General features: G+C 62.2%; 11 protein-coding genes. 7 read left to right on the forward strand and 4 right to left on the reverse strand.

Going from position 1 to position 15,118, the window contains the following annotated elements:
• Both BN1143_RS18280 and BN1143_RS18285 read left to right on the forward strand, forming a co-directional pair.
• Window positions 1-535, forward strand: a 535-nt coding sequence (locus BN1143_RS18280) for a protein kinase family protein (protein ID WP_042051633.1), incomplete at its 5' end; no start/stop codon positions are given.
• A 205-nt stretch (window positions 536-740) separates the two neighbouring features.
• Window positions 741-1,394, forward strand: coding sequence for a thiopurine S-methyltransferase (locus BN1143_RS18285; protein ID WP_042051634.1), 654 nt, complete (start codon window positions 741-743; stop codon window positions 1,392-1,394).
• 308 nt (window positions 1,395-1,702) lie between these two features.
• On the opposite strand, the gene BN1143_RS18290 is transcribed toward BN1143_RS18285, so the two are convergent.
• Entirely contained in the window at window positions 1,703-4,477 is a 2,775-nt protein-coding gene (locus tag BN1143_RS18290; protein ID WP_042051635.1) for an insulinase family protein, read from the reverse strand.
• Window positions 4,478-4,639: 162 nt separating this feature from the next.
• Here BN1143_RS18290 and sixA point away from each other — a divergent pair, with 162 nt between their 5' ends.
• The 3 genes from sixA (at window position 4,640) to BN1143_RS18305 (ending at window position 6,566) form a co-directional block, all read left to right on the forward strand.
• Window positions 4,640-5,107: a phosphohistidine phosphatase SixA gene (gene sixA, locus BN1143_RS18295; protein ID WP_042051637.1), complete on the forward strand. Its 468-nt coding sequence runs from the start codon at window positions 4,640-4,642 to the stop codon at window positions 5,105-5,107.
• A gap of 133 nt (window positions 5,108-5,240) precedes the next feature.
• Window positions 5,241-5,447 carry a DUF1107 domain-containing protein gene (locus tag BN1143_RS18300; protein ID WP_005301545.1) on the forward strand — a complete coding sequence of 69 codons (207 nt, stop codon included), beginning with the start codon at window positions 5,241-5,243 and terminating at the stop codon, window positions 5,445-5,447.
• Between the two features lie 201 nt (window positions 5,448-5,648).
• A complete protein-coding gene (locus tag BN1143_RS18305) occupies window positions 5,649-6,566 on the forward strand; it encodes a DMT family transporter (protein ID WP_042051638.1) in 918 nt (305 codons plus the stop codon).
• Between the two features lie 47 nt (window positions 6,567-6,613).
• Here BN1143_RS18305 and BN1143_RS18310 read toward each other — a convergent pair whose 3' ends face one another.
• Window positions 6,614-8,230, reverse strand: a complete 1,617-nt coding sequence (locus tag BN1143_RS18310) for a peptide ABC transporter substrate-binding protein (RefSeq protein ID WP_042051639.1) — start codon at window positions 8,228-8,230, stop codon at window positions 6,614-6,616.
• 384 nt (window positions 8,231-8,614) lie between these two features.
• On the opposite strand from BN1143_RS18310, the gene fbp reads away from it, so the two are divergent.
• A complete protein-coding gene (fbp, locus tag BN1143_RS18315) occupies window positions 8,615-9,649 on the forward strand; it encodes a class 1 fructose-bisphosphatase (RefSeq protein WP_017764306.1) in 1,035 nt (344 codons plus the stop codon).
• Between the two features lie 86 nt (window positions 9,650-9,735).
• Here the strand turns inward: fbp and mfd are convergent, their stop codons facing one another.
• Both mfd and BN1143_RS18325 read right to left on the reverse strand, forming a co-directional pair.
• Window positions 9,736-13,200 carry a transcription-repair coupling factor gene (mfd, locus tag BN1143_RS18320; RefSeq protein ID WP_042051640.1) on the reverse strand — a complete coding sequence of 1,155 codons (3,465 nt, stop codon included), beginning with the start codon at window positions 13,198-13,200 and terminating at the stop codon, window positions 9,736-9,738.
• A 9-nt stretch (window positions 13,201-13,209) separates the two neighbouring features.
• On the reverse strand, window positions 13,210-13,785 hold the full coding sequence (locus tag BN1143_RS18325; protein ID WP_042051641.1) for a hypothetical protein: 576 nt from the start codon (window positions 13,783-13,785) through the stop codon (window positions 13,210-13,212).
• 76 nt (window positions 13,786-13,861) lie between these two features.
• Here BN1143_RS18325 and BN1143_RS18330 point away from each other — a divergent pair, with 76 nt between their 5' ends.
• Window positions 13,862-15,097, forward strand: coding sequence for a lipoprotein-releasing ABC transporter permease subunit (locus tag BN1143_RS18330; RefSeq protein ID WP_042051642.1), 1,236 nt, complete (start codon window positions 13,862-13,864; stop codon window positions 15,095-15,097).
• Window positions 15,098-15,118 lie beyond the last annotated feature (21 nt).

Below are 15,118 nucleotides of genomic sequence, written 5' to 3' on the forward strand. Positions count from 1 at the left end.
GGTGGGCGATCACCCCTCCGGCATCCCGGCGCTGGTGATGGCGCTGATAGACCCTGACTTTATCAACCTGGCGGGGCCGCCGAGCCTGGACTCCTGCACTCGCGACATCTACCCGGCCGATGCCCGCTTTACCCCGGCTGCGCTGCTGGCCATGGCGCAGGGGGTGGCGAGCGCCGCGCTGCATCTGCACGGGCGCGGCATCCTGCACGGCGATCTCTACGCCCACAACATGCTGCACTCCTTGCAAGGGGAAGGCCGGCTGCTGCTCGGGGATTTCGGTGCCGCTTCCTGTTATGAGCGAACCGATGGTGAACTGACCGGCTTGCTGGAGCGACTGGAAGTGAGAGCCTTCGGCTGCCTGCTGGACGAGCTGCTGGCCCGCTGCGTCCCCCGTGATGACCGGCTGGACGCCCTGCATGCCCTGGTGGATGACTGTCTTGCCGAGGTGGTGGCGGCGCGCCCAGATTTTACCGAGATTGCAGCCAGGCTTGCTGCGGTGGCGGCGGTCATCTGCGCCGAGCCAGTCTTGCTCTGATCCGACTCGCCTTGCCGTCGCGGTAGCAAGCAGGCGAGCAAGAGCAGGAGTGGATGACAAAAAGATGTCAAAAGGGGGCCTTCTGGCCCTTTTTTGTTTTGCTGTGCTTTTTTGGGCAAAAGTTGCGGCTGCCGCCCTGTTGGTGCTTGCGTGCAGCGGGCTAAGTTGTGATATTGAGGCATCTTTACATGACAGGGGTGACAGGATGGAAGCGGCTTTTTGGCATCAGCGTTGGGAAGAGAACCGGATTGGCTTTCATCAGGCGGATTTCAATCGCTGGCTGCAATCCTGGTGGTCGGCCCAGCAGCAGGGCGAGCCCGTGCTGGTGCCCCTGTGCGGCAAGTCCCGCGACATGCTCTGGCTGAGCGGGCAGGGCCATCCGGTCGACGGGTTCGAGCTCTCGTCCGTCGCCATCAACAGCTTTTTCAGCGAGAACAAACTGAGTGAAACGGTGAGTGCCGAGGGGCCCTATCAGTGCCATCAGCACGAGAGCCTGCGCATCTATGAGGGGGATTTTTTCGCCGCCCCCGAACTTGGCCGCCGCTATCGGCTGGCCTACGACAGGGCCGCTCTCATTGCGCTGCCGACCGCCATGCGCCGTCAATATGCCGAGCTGATGAGCCGGCTTATCGAGGCGGGCGGTCAGATCCTGCTGGTGACTCTGGAGTATCAGCCGGAGCAGCAGCGCCAGCCGCCGTTCTCGGTGGGGGAGATGGAGGTACGCACCCTGTTCGAGCGCCACTTCCAGGTCGAGGTGCTGGGGCGAGCGGCGGAGCTCGATCACCCCAGGGTGCTGTCGGGTCAGCTCTCCTACTTCGACGAGGTGGCCTACCGGTTGGTGCGCCGTCCAGAGGCCTGACCAAAAGCGTGACCCGAGGCGATAAAACTCGCCATAAAGCTGCAGCTGGTTGACTCTTTATTACCTCCTTTGACATAGATCAACGTGACAAGGGAGGGGAGTGCCTAAGATGAGCCTGTTTCTCAATCACTGTTGTCATCGGCAGGCGCGCTCTGGTTTGGGACTGCCCGCCGACCATCAACTCAGTGTCTGATTTTCACGCTCATGTTCACTTTTGGCGGCTCTGGTCGCAATTGATTATGGTTTTTCCAGCCGACCCCACGGGGTCGGCTTTTTATTGGCGGCAAGAAGGGGAACAGGAGGCCTGATCAGGCCTCGAAGGTGGCGGCATCGAGCCGAAACGCACGCGGGTCGTCGATAAACTGGCCGGTGATGCGCTCGTCGTGCTCGTGGCCCTGACCATAGCTGCAGAGGATCAGCCGATCCGACGTTCTCGATCTCAGCTGGGTGATAAAGCGCACCAGATCGGCGCGGCTCAGGTTGCCCACCTCCTCGCACACCCTTTCGCGCTGATCAAAGCCCAGATCCTTGTTGCCGATGCTGACCCAGAGCCGCTGTCCCCGACTGCGCAGGTTGGCATCCCGCTCGCTCAGCTGGGCCTGCAGGCCCTCCTTGCTGTCCTGCCACTGCCGGGCGGTGAGTTCGAGCATGGCCAGCGGAAACAGATCGATGAACTCCTCTACGGCATCCAGCAGGATCTGCGGCCCGGCCACCGGCGACTGGATATAGAAGATGAGGCCGGGATGGCGGTTGAGGGGCAGGTTGCCGGCCCCCACCACGTAACCGAGCTGCTGACGGGTGCGCAGCTCGTGAAAGAAGGTGGAGGACATGATGTGGTTGGCCAGTGTGAAGCAGGCCAGATCCCGCGCCCGGGTGGTGCGCGACTGGTAGTAGACCAGCAGGGCCGAGTCTTCATGCTCACAGCCCTGTTCACGAATGAGGGTGCCCCTGTCCTGAATGGAGATGAGCGGGCGACGGGTCTCGGCACTGGGCTGGCTGTTGACGCCGAGGTGGCGCTCCAGCAGGGCGGCGAGTTCGAGGGCCTCGGCGGCGGTCCAGTCGCCGTGCACCAGGGTCTCTACATGCACCTCGGCAAAAAGGCTCGCCACGAAGGCGGGCATCTCGCCCAGCTCGACGCTGCGCAGGTGGCGCAGCAACTGCTCGAACGGCGGGTTGTTGGGCTGCAGCAGGCTGGTGAGCTGGTTGAACAGCTGGGAGATGGGGCGCGCCTTGGACTGGTTGTCCCAGTTGCGGATGAGCTGCTCCTTGATTTCGGCAAAACGGGCCGGATCCGGGTAACCCAGGGTGCGGTTGCCGAGGATCATGTCGAGCAGCAGCGGCTGCTTGTCGGCAAAGCCGCTCAGGTTGATGGTAAAGCCGCCCTGATGGGCATAGATCTGGTAACCGAGCCCCGCCAGCTCCGCCGGGTAGGTGAGGGCGTTGAGGTGGTCGGTGAGCAGCTCCACCGCGAGGCGTGCCATGGCGATGTGGCGCGGGCTCTTGACCGCGTGCTCGCTGTCGATGGAGATGTAGAGGTTGCCCTTGGGCACGCTGAACTGATGCTCGTGCAGGTGCCAGAGCCGAAAGCCGGGCCGATCGATGAGACAGGCGGGCATGTCGGCGGCAAGCTCGGGCGTGCGCACGTCTAGCCGGTTGCTGATAAAGGGGTTGGGCAGCGGCAGGGCCAGCGCCGGATCCGGCTCGCTCTGCTGCCAGCGGATCTTCTCCGCTTCCGTGATGATGGCGACGCTGTAAGGGGTCTGATACCAGCGGGCCAGCCGGTCCGTGCCGAGCTCCGGCGCCGTGACGGTCATGCGCAGGTTGTGCGGGGTGAGCTTGGCGAGCAGGCGGCGAATGAGCGGCTCGTCGTATGCGCGCATCATGTAGTCGCCGTAGAGCAGGTCATCGGGGGCGTAGCTGAACAGGTTCAACACCAGTCCGGAGACGGTATCGAGCGCCCGGCCCCGCTCCTGAAAACGAAACGCCGATTCGAGTACGGTGCGTTTCTCGTCATAGCGCCAGGCCTCCACCCCGCCGCGCTCGATGAGCTTCAAGTAACCGAACAGGGCCGCCACTATCTCGTTGACGTGTTCGAGCCCTAGCGGGGTCAGGCTGAAGTTGACGCCAAAATCCTTGAAGTTGGCGCCGCTGATGCCACCGCCGGCGGAGAGCTGGTTGACCCAGCCCTTCGCTTTCAGCAGAGAGAGCAGGCTGCCGTCCCCTTCGTAACCGATGAGGTGGCTCAGGAAGGTGAGGGGCTTCTTGTCGTAATACTCATCCACGTTGGGCAACGGGAAGGTGAGCGCGAGCTTGCGGGTCTCCTTGACCGGGTTGATCTGGATGCGAATGCCCAGGTCATCGAGCCGGTAGAGGGGCATGTCGAGGGTCGGCGTTCCCAGATTGCGATTCATAATGGGAGCGAAAAAGCGATCGCACCAACCCAGCTGGGTCTCGATGGTGGCTGGCGAGATCATCACCAGCGCCATGCGATCCGCACTGTAGTGGGTTTCGTAAAACCGGATAAGGTCGGAGCGCAGATCCCGGCCGGGCAGGTCGGCCAGGGTATCCAGATTGCCCACCGAGAATTTGGCGAAGGGGTGAGCCGGGTTGACCGTCTCCTTGTGCACCTGGTAGCTGCGGCGCACGTCGTCCTGCAGCTTGAGGCGGTATTCGGAGTCGACCGCGTTGCGCTCCTTGTCCACCCACTCGGGATCGAAGGTGGGGCAGATGAAGAACTGGGAGAAGCGATCCAGCCCGGCCTCGAAGAAGCCGTTGTCGATCTCGAAGAAGAAGTTGGTGAACTCGGTGCCGGTCCAGGCGTTGTTGCTGCCGCCATGACGGCTCATAAATTGCTGGTATTCACCAGGTTTGGGATAGGTGCAGGTGCCAAGGAACAGCATATGCTCAAGGAAATGAGCCATCCCCTGCCGGTCCGCCGGATCGTCGAAGTGGCCGGTGTTGACGGCCAGGGAGGCGGCAGACTTGTCGGTGTCGGGATCGCAAATCAACAAGACCCTGAGCCGGTTCGCCAGCTCCAGATAGTGGTATTGCCGATGGTCGTTGGGACTGGCATATGGGCTCATTGGCGCGTGACTCTTGTTGGATTTATTTGAATTTAAACATGATTATCGACCCCGCTACCCGGTGAGGCAAACCCTTTTCTGAGAGGTAGCGCAATTGTTTCCCCCGGCATGGCGGGGTAAGATCCCCCCGCTATCAAAACAGGCCCGTTGGGCGAGGTTGTAATGAAAATCTACATCATGCGTCATGGCCAGGCTGGCATGAATGCGAAAACAGATGAACAGCGTCCACTGACCGAGCAGGGAATCGAAGAGTCCATCCACATGGCCCGCTGGCTGGCCCCCCAGCTTGGCGGCAAGCTGGATCGGGTGATCCACAGCAACTACCTGCGCGCCAGACAAACCTGGCAGAGCATATGCAGTGAATTACCCAAGGCAGGGGCCGTCGAAGAGAGTGGTGACATCACCCCTTACGGCGATCCGGCCTTCGTGGCAAGTTACCTCACTGCGCTTGCGGCCAAACATGACAGCATCCTGATGGTGAGCCACCTGCCGCTGGTGGGATACCTGGTGCAGAGCCTCTGTCCGGCGGCCGGTGCCCCCATGTTTGCCACCTCGGGCCTGGCCTGTATCGAGTGGCAGAATGGCAAGGGGGTCTTGCTCTGGCTGGAAGGACCACATACAATACGCTAAAAGTTAATAAAAAGTTATAGATTGGTTTTTTGGGGAAGAGAGTTGCGATTTTTCCGGATTTTTATACAGATTTGACGGAATTATTTCGCAGAAGCTGCTGTCATACGGATACAACTGCAAGAGGTTGCAAACGATGAGAGTATTCAAGAAGTACCTGCCACTGATGGTGGCAAAACATGTCAAAACCTTCTTCAAGGGGCGGATTTACATCCACGGCAGAGGACGCTTCGACTTCCAGTCCGGCTTGCTGATGATGCCCACGTCGGCGGACATTCCCCACCGCCAGACCGTGGTCGAGGTCAACGCGTTGATCTCGAGACTGCACATGGATGCGGCGTGATTGCTTCGTCACCTCGCTGATCCGCGTCATGCCCGCCACCGTGCGGGCATGATTGTTTTTGGGGCCATTCCGACCTCTTTGGCGCTGTTCGGTTCCCCTTTTTGTCAGGCAATCCACCCCGGACGGCCTGATGCTTGCTAATCCTGCCGGCCTCCCTATACTCCCGCCTGAAATACCCGCTGGCTTTTTCTGGATATAGCGATGCCCCTTGCCTTCTTGTTTCCCTTCTCCTGCATGGCCATCTGGGCCGGCAACGCCATCGTCAGCAAATTGGCGGTGGGGGTGCTCTCGCCGGCGGCCCTGGCCTGGTCACGCTGGATGGTGGCCGCCATCGTGTTGACCCCGTTTCTGGCCCATCGGGCCTGGCGCGAGCGAGCCAAACTGCGGGCCGGCTTCTATCAGCTGGCGGCGCTGGCCCTGCTCGGCATGGTGCTCAACCAGACCTTCGGCTACTACGCGGCGCAGACCCTGGGGGCCACCGAGATCGGCCTGATGATGGGGCTGACGCCGTTGATGACTGTGCTGCTCAGCATCTGGTTGCTGCGGGAGCGTCCCACCTGGGGGGCGCTGCTAGGCGGCGTCATCTCCATTCTGGGACTGGCCATTTTGCTGGGGCAGGGGGATCCCGCTCGCCTCTTTACTCAGGGCATCCACATCGGCTCCGTCTACATGCTGCTGTCGGCGGGCACCTATGCGCTCTACAGCGTGCTGCTCAAGAAGTGGGATCTGGGGCTCGACAACTGGTCCATGCTCTACGGCCAGGTGCTCTGCAGCCTGCTGTTTCTCACCCCGTTTTATCTGCTAGTGGACGGGCACTGGCCGGACGGGCGGGCGCTCTGGCTGATCCTCTACGCGGGGATCCCGACCTCGGCTCTGTCGCCCTGGCTCTGGATGCAGGGCATCGCCCTGCTGGGGGCAAGCCGCACCGCCATCTTCATGAACCTGTTGCCGGTGATGACAGCGGGCCTGGCCATCAGCTGGCTCGGCGAGAGATTGACCAGCTATCACCTGATCGGCGGCGGCATGACCCTGTTTGGGGTCTTGCTGGCCCAGCTGCTGGTGCAACCTGTGGTGCTGCGCCGGCGCAGGGTGGCGCTGGCCACCTGCCGGGAGGATTGAAAAAAAGACCGCCGAATGGCGGTCTTTTTTATGCGGGATAGCTAGCCTCACTGCGCGGTGAGGTAGAGGTCCTTCGAGTAGACCAGATCCTGCGGATTCTGGTAGGGGTAGCCCTTGATGTTGGGCTTGAGCAGGCGGGACTTGACGTAGAAGTAGACAGGCGCGATGGGGGCGTCGGCCTCGATCACCGCTTCCGCCTGTTGATAGAGGCGGTTGCGCTCGGCGCCATCCTGCGAGTCGTGGGCCTTGCTCAGCAGGGCGTCGTACTCCTTGTTGAACCACTTGCCGCTGTTGGCGCTGCTGCTGGAGGTCAGGATATCGAGGAAGGTGGACGCATCGTTGTAGTCCCCGTTCCAGGAGTAGCGGCTGACCCCGAAATCCCCTTCATTGAGGGCCGAGACCATGGTTTTCCACTCCATGTTGTTGAGCTTGGCCTGGACACCCAGGTTGTGCTTCCACATGGAGGAGATGGCCAGCGCTATCTTCTTGTGCCCCTCGTTGGTGTTGTAGAGGATGTCCACCGTCAGCGGTTTGTCCGGGCCGTAGCCCGCCTCGCCGAGCAGCGCCTTGGCCTGCTTGATCCGCTCCTCCTTGCTCATCAGCTCGCTGGCCGGTCGCTTGAGCTCGAAGCCGTCGACGATGGGCGGGGTCAGGCTGAAGGCGGAGATCTGACCCTGTCCCAGGATCTTCTCGGTGATGGTGTCCCGGTCTATGGCAAGCGACAGCGCCTTGCGCACCTTGGGGTCATCGAACGGTTTGCGCTGGGTGTTGAACACGTAGTAGTAGGTGGCCAGGGTCGGCACGCTCACCAGCTCCTGCGGGCTCTGCTGCTTGAGCTGCTTGTACTGCTCGAGCGGGTAGCTGGTGTAGTGCAGCTCGCCGGCGCGGTAGCGGTTGTAGGCGGCAGTGTCGGAGACTATCTCCAGATAGAACACCTTGTTCAGCACCGTATTCTTGTTGTCCCAGTAATGGGGGTTGCGCTCGGCGATGAGGCGTTCGTTGGGGGTCCACTCCTTGAGCACGAAGGCGCCGTTGGAGACGATGTTGCCCGGCTTGACCCACTCATGACCGAACTTCTCGATGGTCGCCTTCGGCGCCGGGAAGGTGGTGTAGTGGGAGAGGGTCTTCAGGAAGAAGGGGACCGGGTTTTTCAAGGTGATCTGCAGGGTATGGTCATCGAGCGCCTTGATGCCCAGCGTATCCGGGCTCTGCTTGCCCTGGATGACCTCAGCGGCATTGGTGACGCCGGTCAGCTCGATGAACCAGGCATAGTTGGAGGCGTTCTTGGGATCCGCCGCCCGCTGCCAGCCATAGACGTAATCGGCTGCCGTCACCGGCTCGCCGTTGGACCACTTGGCATCGGGTCTGAGCTTGAAGGTGTAGACGGTGCCGGTGGGATCGAGCTGGTAACCCAGGGCGCCGGCAGGTTGCAGCTTGCCGTCCCCGTCCAGGGTGTAGAGCCCCTCGAACAGATCGTTGACGATTTCGCTGCCCGCGCTCTCTTCCACCATTTGGGGATCGATGGAGGCGGGTTCGGTACCTATGTTGCGGATGAAGGTTTGCTGTTCTGCGGGTAACAGCTTGGTACCGGCCGGTACCTGGGCCGCCAGGACGGGGAATGCGAACAGCGCGGCCACCGTGCCGGCAATGAGAGTCCTTTTCATTGAATATCCTTATGTTTTTTTGCTTCCAAAGCCTGGCCAGTGTGCGGGATTGATGGCGAGATCTCAAGAGGCAGACCGGTCTCCTTTGGCATGCGCCCCAGATAGGGGGCAGAGCGGGGATCTTGGCGACTTCATGGCAACATCTTCGTGATTTTTTGCCACGAATTAACATTCGAAAAGTTACCGATTGAAACCAGTTTATGGCGAGCGTCGGGCAGAAAAAATGGCGGGAATGTGCATTTATCAAGCGGCTTAATTCGCTGCAAAAACAAAAAACAGACGTTACATTAGGTTACAAAACAACGCTGCCGAGGATCGGCACTTTTTTTGCTGATGCTTGCAAACGTTTTCAATGCCAACGGAAACGATCTTAAAGGAACCATAATGCGAAACATGATCACCATGGGCGAGTTCATCGTCAAAAAGCAGGCGGATTATCCCACTGCGACCGGCGAGCTGACCTCTCTGCTCAGCTCCATTCGCCTGGCTGCCAAGGTGGTGAACCGGGAGATCAACAAGGCGGGGCTGGCGGACATCATCGGCTCCATGGGTGCTGAAAACGTGCAGGGCGAGGTGCAGCAGAAGCTGGACGTCTACGCCAACGAGCGCTTCAAGGCGGCGCTCGAAGCCCGTGGCGAGGTGTGTGGCATGGCCTCCGAAGAAGAAGAGGATTTCGTCTCCTTCGATTCCGAGCTCTCCCGCCACTCCAAGTACGTGGTGCTGATAGATCCCCTCGACGGCTCCTCCAACATCGACGTCAACGTCTCCGTCGGGACCATCTTCTCCATCTATCGCCGGGTCAGCAAGCCGGGTGCCGGCGTCACCCTGGAAGACTTCCTGCAGCCGGGCAACCGTCAGGTTGCCGCCGGTTACGTGGTCTATGGCTCCTCCACCATGCTGGTCTACACCACTGGTTTTGGCGTCAACGGCTTTACCTACGACCCCTCCATTGGCTGCTTCTGCCTCTCCCACGAGAACATCCGCATTCCGGAGGAGGGCAAGATCTACTCCATCAACGAGGGCAACTACATCAAGTTCCCGGACGGGGTGAAGAAGTACCTCAAATATTGCCAGGAGCGGGACGAGGCGACCCACCGTCCTTACACCTCCCGCTATATCGGTTCTCTGGTCTCCGATTTTCACCGCAACCTGCTCAAGGGTGGCATCTACATCTATCCGTCCGGCACCAACTCGCCGAACGGCAAGCTGCGCCTGCTCTATGAGTGCAACCCCATGGCGTTTCTGGTGGAGCAGGCGGGTGGTAGAGCCTCCGACGGCTTCAACCGCATCATGGATATCCAGCCCACCGCACTGCACCAGCGCACCCCCTATTTCGTGGGCTCCACCAAGATGGTGGAGCGTGCCGAGGCCTTCATGCGGGAGTTCTCCGCGCACGAGAACCCGGCCGAGCAGTCTTGACGGCCAGCGTCACGGGATAAAAAACGGGAGCCAATATGGCTCCCGTTTTATTTGGGTGAGCGGCTAGCCGCTCAATCACCACCACCTCAGGGGCTGGCGTGGCTGGCGAGATCCGCCAGCAGACCGTCCACCAGCTTGAGGCGCATGGCCCGCTCCTGGGTCGGCACCTGGAAGCGCAGCCGGGTCGGCCCGTCCATCTTGTAGATGCGCGGCTGCTCGGAGAGCAGCTTGACCAGATAGGCAGGGCTGACCTTGGTGTCCTGGGTGAAGTCCAGATAGCCGCCGCGCTCGCTCATCTCCACCCGGCGAATGCCCAGCGCCGTGGCGCGCTGGCGGAAGGCGGCCAGCTCCATCAGGGTCTTGGTCGGTTCCGGCAGCAGGCCGAAGCGGTCGATCAGCTCCACTTTGAGTTCGCGCAGCTCCTGCTCGTCCGCCGCACTGGCGATCCGTTTGTACATGGAGAGGCGCATGTTGACGTCCGGGATGTAGTCGTCCGGGAGCAAGGCCGGCAGGCGCAGCTCCACCTCGGTGTGCTGACTCATGAGCTGTTCGAGCGACGGCTCCTTGCCATGTTTGAGCGCCTCCACCGCCTGCTCCAGCATCTCCATGTAGAGGGTGAAGCCCACCGATTCGATCTGGCCGCTCTGATCGTCGCCAAGCAGTTCGCCGGCGCCGCGGATCTCCAGATCGTGGGTGGCCAGCGCAAAGCCGGCGCCGAGATCTTCCAGCGACGCGATGGCCTCCAGCCGCTTGGCCGCGTCCTTGGTCATCAGCTTGGGATGGGGGGTGAGCAGATAGGCATAGGCCTGGTGGTGGGAGCGGCCGACCCGGCCCCGCAGCTGGTGCAGCTGGGCCAGGCCCAGATGATCCGCCCGGTCCATGATGATGGTGTTGGCGCTCGGCACGTCGATGCCGGTCTCGATGATGGTGGTGCAGACCAGCAGGTTGAAACGCTGGTGGTAGAAGTCCGACATCACCCGCTCGAGCTCGCGCTCACGCATCTGGCCGTGGGCGATGCCGATGCGCGCCTCCGGCACCAGCTCGGCAAGATCCGCCGCACACTTCTCGATGCTCTCCACGTCGTTGTGCAGGTAGTAGACCTGACCGCCACGCTTCAGCTCCCGCAGCACCGCCTCGCGCACCACCGCCGGCTCATGCTGGCGCACGAAGGTCTTGATGGCCAGGCGCTTGGCGGGCGGGGTGGCGATGATGGAGAGATCCCGCATGCCGGACATCGCCATGTTGAGGGTACGCGGAATGGGGGTCGCGGTGAGGGTGAGGATATCCACGTCGGCGCGCAGCGCCTTGATCTTCTCCTTCTGGCGCACCCCGAAGCGATGCTCCTCGTCGACGATGAGCAGGCCGAGATCCTTGAAGGTGAGCTCGGCGCCCAGCAGCTTGTGGGTGCCGATGATGATGTCCACCTTGCCCTCGGCCATCTCCTTCATCACCGCGCTCTGCTCCTTGGCGGAGCGGAAGCGGCTCAGCACCTCGACCCGCACCGGCCAGTTGGCGAAGCGGTCGCGGAAGTTGTCATAGTGCTGCTGGGCGAGCAGGGTGGTGGGCACCAGCACGGCCACCTGTTTGCCGCCGTGCACGGCCACAAAGGCCGCCCGCATCGCCACCTCGGTCTTGCCAAAGCCCACGTCGCCGCACACCAGCCGATCCATGCTCTTGGCCTGGCACATGTCGCCGAGCACAGCATTGATGGCATTGAGCTGATCCTCGGTCTCCTCAAACGGGAAACCGGCGGCAAACTGGCGATAGGCCTCGCGGTCGTGCTTGAAGGCAAAGCCGGCGCGGGCCGCGCGGTGGGCGTAGACATCGAGCAGCTCGGCCGCCACGTCGCGCACCTTCTCGGCCGCCTTGCGCCGCGCCTTGACCCAGGCCTCGCCGCCGAGCTTGTGGCTGGGCGGATTGTCGGAACCTGTGTAGCGGCTGATGAGATGCAAGCTGGTGACCGGCACGAACAGCTTGTCGCCACCGGCGTATTCCAGGGTCAGAAACTCGGTGGGCAGGCCGCCGGCGTCTATGGTCTCCAGCCCCAGATAGCGACCGACCCCGTGATCCAGATGCACCACCGGCTGACCCTGGGTCAGCTCGCCCAGGTTTCGGATCACCGCATCCGAGCTTAAGTTCTTGTTCTTCTCCCGTTGCCGTTTGCTGCGGATCTTGCCGCCCAGCAGTTCGGTCTCGGTGATGAGCGCCAGCTCCTCTTGCCCCGGCTCTCGCAGCAAGAAACCGCGCTCGAGCGGTGCCACCAACAAGCCATGGCGGGCCTTGCTGGTGATGAAGGCATCCAGCGAGGCGAACTCCTTGGGTTGCAGCGCGATGCGCGCCAGCAGATCCCCCAGCACCTCGCGCCGACCTTCGGACTCCACCGCAAACAGGGTGCGGCCGGTAAAACCTTGCAGGAACTGGCTGAGGGCCAGCAGCGGCTGCTCCTTGCTGTGATCGAGCTGAAGGTCCGGTAGCGCCGAGAGAGGCAGGTCGTGCTGGCCGGCATCACCGGCGGTGGGGGCCTCCTGCAGCCGCACGGCGCCGTACTGGCCGAGCGCCGCAAAGAGCTGCTCCACCGGCAGGTAGATCTGCTGGGGTGGCAGCAGGGGACGGGTATTGTCCCAGCGCCTGTCTTCGTAGCGCTGGCCGATGTCGTTCCAGAAGCGCTGGGCGGCGGGGTAGATCTCCCCCACGGTCAGCAGCAGGGTGTTGTCCGGCAGGTGATCAAACAGGCTGGCGGTCTGCTGGAAGAAGAGCGGCAGATAGTACTCGATGCCTGCCGGCCAGCGTCCCTTGCTCACCTCCTGATAGATGGAGCCCTCGGCGCGGGAGATCTCGAACTGTTCGCGATACTGGCCGCGAAACAGCTCGATGGCCGCTTCATCGGTGGGAAACTCCCGGGCCGGCAACAGGCTGACGCTCTTGACCGGCTCGCTGGAGCGCTGGGTCTCGGGGTCGAACGGGCGGATGGAGTCCACCTCGTCGTCGAAAAAATCGATGCGATAGGGGCTGCTGCTGCCCATGGGGAAGAGATCGAGCAGGGAGCCGCGGGCGGCAAATTCGCCGTGCTCCAGCACCTGCTCCACCGCCACGTAACCCGCCTCGGCCAGGCGTGCGCGCAGCTGCTGCAGGTTGAGGCGCTGGCCGCTCTTCACCATCAGGCTGTATTTGTCGAGATAGACCCGGGGCGCCGTGCGCAGCATCAGGGTGGAGATGGGCACGATCAGCACGCCGCTGCTCATCTGCGGCAGCTTGTAGAGGGTCTCGAGCCGCTGGGAGATGATGTCCTGATGGGGGGAGAAGGTGTCGTAGGGCAGGGTCTCCCAATCCGGGAACAGCAGCACCGGGCAGCCCTTGTCGGCCAAGAGGTATTGCAGTTCCTGTTCGAGGCGCAGGGCACTCGGGGTATCGGCGGTCACCAGCAGGACGGGGCGATGAGCCTCCTCGGTGAGGCGGGCGGCCATCAGCGAGAGGCTGCTGCCTGTCAGCTGGCCGAGCGTTAACTTTTGGCCCGCCTTGGCGGGCAAGGCGGGGAGCTTCATTGGCATCATTCGATTCTTTTAACGTTGACGGTCTTGCGCACGAAGTTTGAGTTGTTTGGACTGGATATGCAGGCTGGCGCGTACCAGCAGTTCGCGGTCATCCTCGCGGATCCGCACATAGTCGAGCACCACCTGGGTGCCGTGCTCGCTCGGTTCCAGCTGCTTGACCTGGCCGTAGCAGTAGATGGCGGAGGCCTCTTCGCGCAGAAAGATCTTGAGCCGCACTATCTGGTGCAGGCGCGGTGCCTCGCCGTGGCCCTGGCGCGGGTGCAGATAGGTGAGCTGGCCGGCGCCAAAGCGCAGGGTGTGGAAGCGGTGCTCCGGGTGATCCTGCACCGACAGCACATAGCCCATGATCATGTCGATCTTGCGCGACTGCTGGTTGATGATCTCCACCAGATCGTGCATCGACTCACTCTGGTTGCGGAGCAGGCGACTGGTCACCATGTCGATGGAGGTGATGGAGGAGGCGATGCGAAAGGGTTCGGGCAGCTCGGCTTCCAGTGCCTCCAGCGAGGGCAGGTGAAAATCGCCGGGCATGGGGATCACATTGACCGGCGTGGCATGGGTGACACTGAAGAACTGTTCCTGCATGGAGGCTATCCCTTGTTGTCATAGACGGTTTCCCTTTATTATCCGGTATCTTATTTTGTTGGCAACGTAGATATCCTTGAAGACTGGACTTTTTCAGCCACTGTCGCTGGCCATCGGCCTGCGTTACGCAGGCTCGCGACGCAGCAATCGCTTCGTGTCATTTATCTCCCTGTTTTCCACTTTCGGCATTGCCATCGGGGTCGCGGCCCTGATGGTGGTCATCTCGGTGATGAACGGTTTTGAAGGGCAGCTCAAGGGGCGCATCCTCGGGGTGATCCCCCATGTGGTGGTGACCAGCCCGGCGGGGCGCATCGACGCCGCGCCGCAGGGGCTGCCGGACTTGGCCAAGTTGCCCCACGTGATCGCCCATGCCCCCATGCTCGACAGCGAAGGCATGTTGCAAAGCCCCGGTCAGCTCACCGGCGTGAGCGTGCAGGGGATCGATCCCGCCCAGTGGCCCAAGGATGACATCCTGCACGCCCAGATGCAGATGGGGCGTCTGGACAGCCTGCAAGCCGGTGAATACCACATAGTGCTGGGGCAGGGGGTGGCCAATCGTCTCAAGGTCTCCATGGGCGACCAGGTCCGTCTGATCCTGACCGAAGGCACCCGTTTCACCCCGTTTGGCCGGGTGCCGGCCCAGCGCCTCTTCACCGTCTCCGGCATCTTCGGGGTCGGCGCCGACGTGGACAGCCAGGTCGCCCTGATTGCGCTGGGGGATGCCCAGCGTCTGCTGCGCCTGCCTGCGGACAAGGTAGGCGGCATTCGCCTCTGGCTGGATGATCCCTTCTCTGCCGACGAGGTGGTGAAGACGGCGCTGCCGGACGGGCTGGAGTGGCAGGACTGGCGCCGCGAGCGCGGCGAGCTGTTCCAGGCCGTGGCCATGGAGAAGCGGATGATGGGGCTGATGCTGGTGCTGATCATCGCGGTCGCCACCTTCAACATCCTCTCCGCCCTGGTGATGGTGGTGACCGACAAGGAAGGGGAGGTCGCCATCCTGCGAACCATGGGCATGAGCGAGTCTGGCATCGTCAAGATCTTCATGGTGCTGGGGGCCTCCAGCGGCGTCATCGGCGCCCTGTTCGGGGGGCTGGCGGGGCTGGCACTCTCCATGGGGCTCAACCCCCTGCTCAATGCGGTGGGGCTCAACCTCTACATGACGGCCGGCGGCTCGGGTCTGCCGGTCATCGTCGAACCCGCCCAGGTCGTGACCATTTTGCTGGGCGCCGTGCTGCTCAGCTTCAGCGCCACCCTCTACCCGGCGGCCCGCGCGGCCCGGGTCAAACCGGCGGAGGCGCTGCGCTATGAATAATTCATCTTCTGTTGTTACTGG

Source organism: Aeromonas dhakensis (assembly GCF_000820305.1).
In the GTDB taxonomy this organism is placed as follows: domain Bacteria; phylum Pseudomonadota; class Gammaproteobacteria; order Enterobacterales; family Aeromonadaceae; genus Aeromonas; species Aeromonas dhakensis.

Bases quoted from the DNA above. Each gene is read 5' to 3' on its own strand.
- BN1143_RS18285 (WP_042051634.1), top strand. From the start codon at position 741: ATGGAAGCGGCTTTTTGGCATCAGCGTTGGGAAGAGAACCGGATTGGC.
- BN1143_RS18290 (WP_042051635.1), bottom strand. From the start codon at position 4,477: ATGAGCCCATATGCCAGTCCCAACGACCATCGGCAATACCACTATCTG.
- sixA (WP_042051637.1), top strand. From the start codon at position 4,640: ATGAAAATCTACATCATGCGTCATGGCCAGGCTGGCATGAATGCGAAA.
- BN1143_RS18300 (WP_005301545.1), top strand. From the start codon at position 5,241: ATGAGAGTATTCAAGAAGTACCTGCCACTGATGGTGGCAAAACATGTC.
- BN1143_RS18305 (WP_042051638.1), top strand. From the start codon at position 5,649: ATGCCCCTTGCCTTCTTGTTTCCCTTCTCCTGCATGGCCATCTGGGCC.
- BN1143_RS18310 (WP_042051639.1), bottom strand. From the start codon at position 8,230: ATGAAAAGGACTCTCATTGCCGGCACGGTGGCCGCGCTGTTCGCATTC.
- fbp (WP_017764306.1), top strand. From the start codon at position 8,615: ATGCGAAACATGATCACCATGGGCGAGTTCATCGTCAAAAAGCAGGCG.
- mfd (WP_042051640.1), bottom strand. From the start codon at position 13,200: ATGATGCCAATGAAGCTCCCCGCCTTGCCCGCCAAGGCGGGCCAAAAG.
- BN1143_RS18325 (WP_042051641.1), bottom strand. From the start codon at position 13,785: ATGCAGGAACAGTTCTTCAGTGTCACCCATGCCACGCCGGTCAATGTG.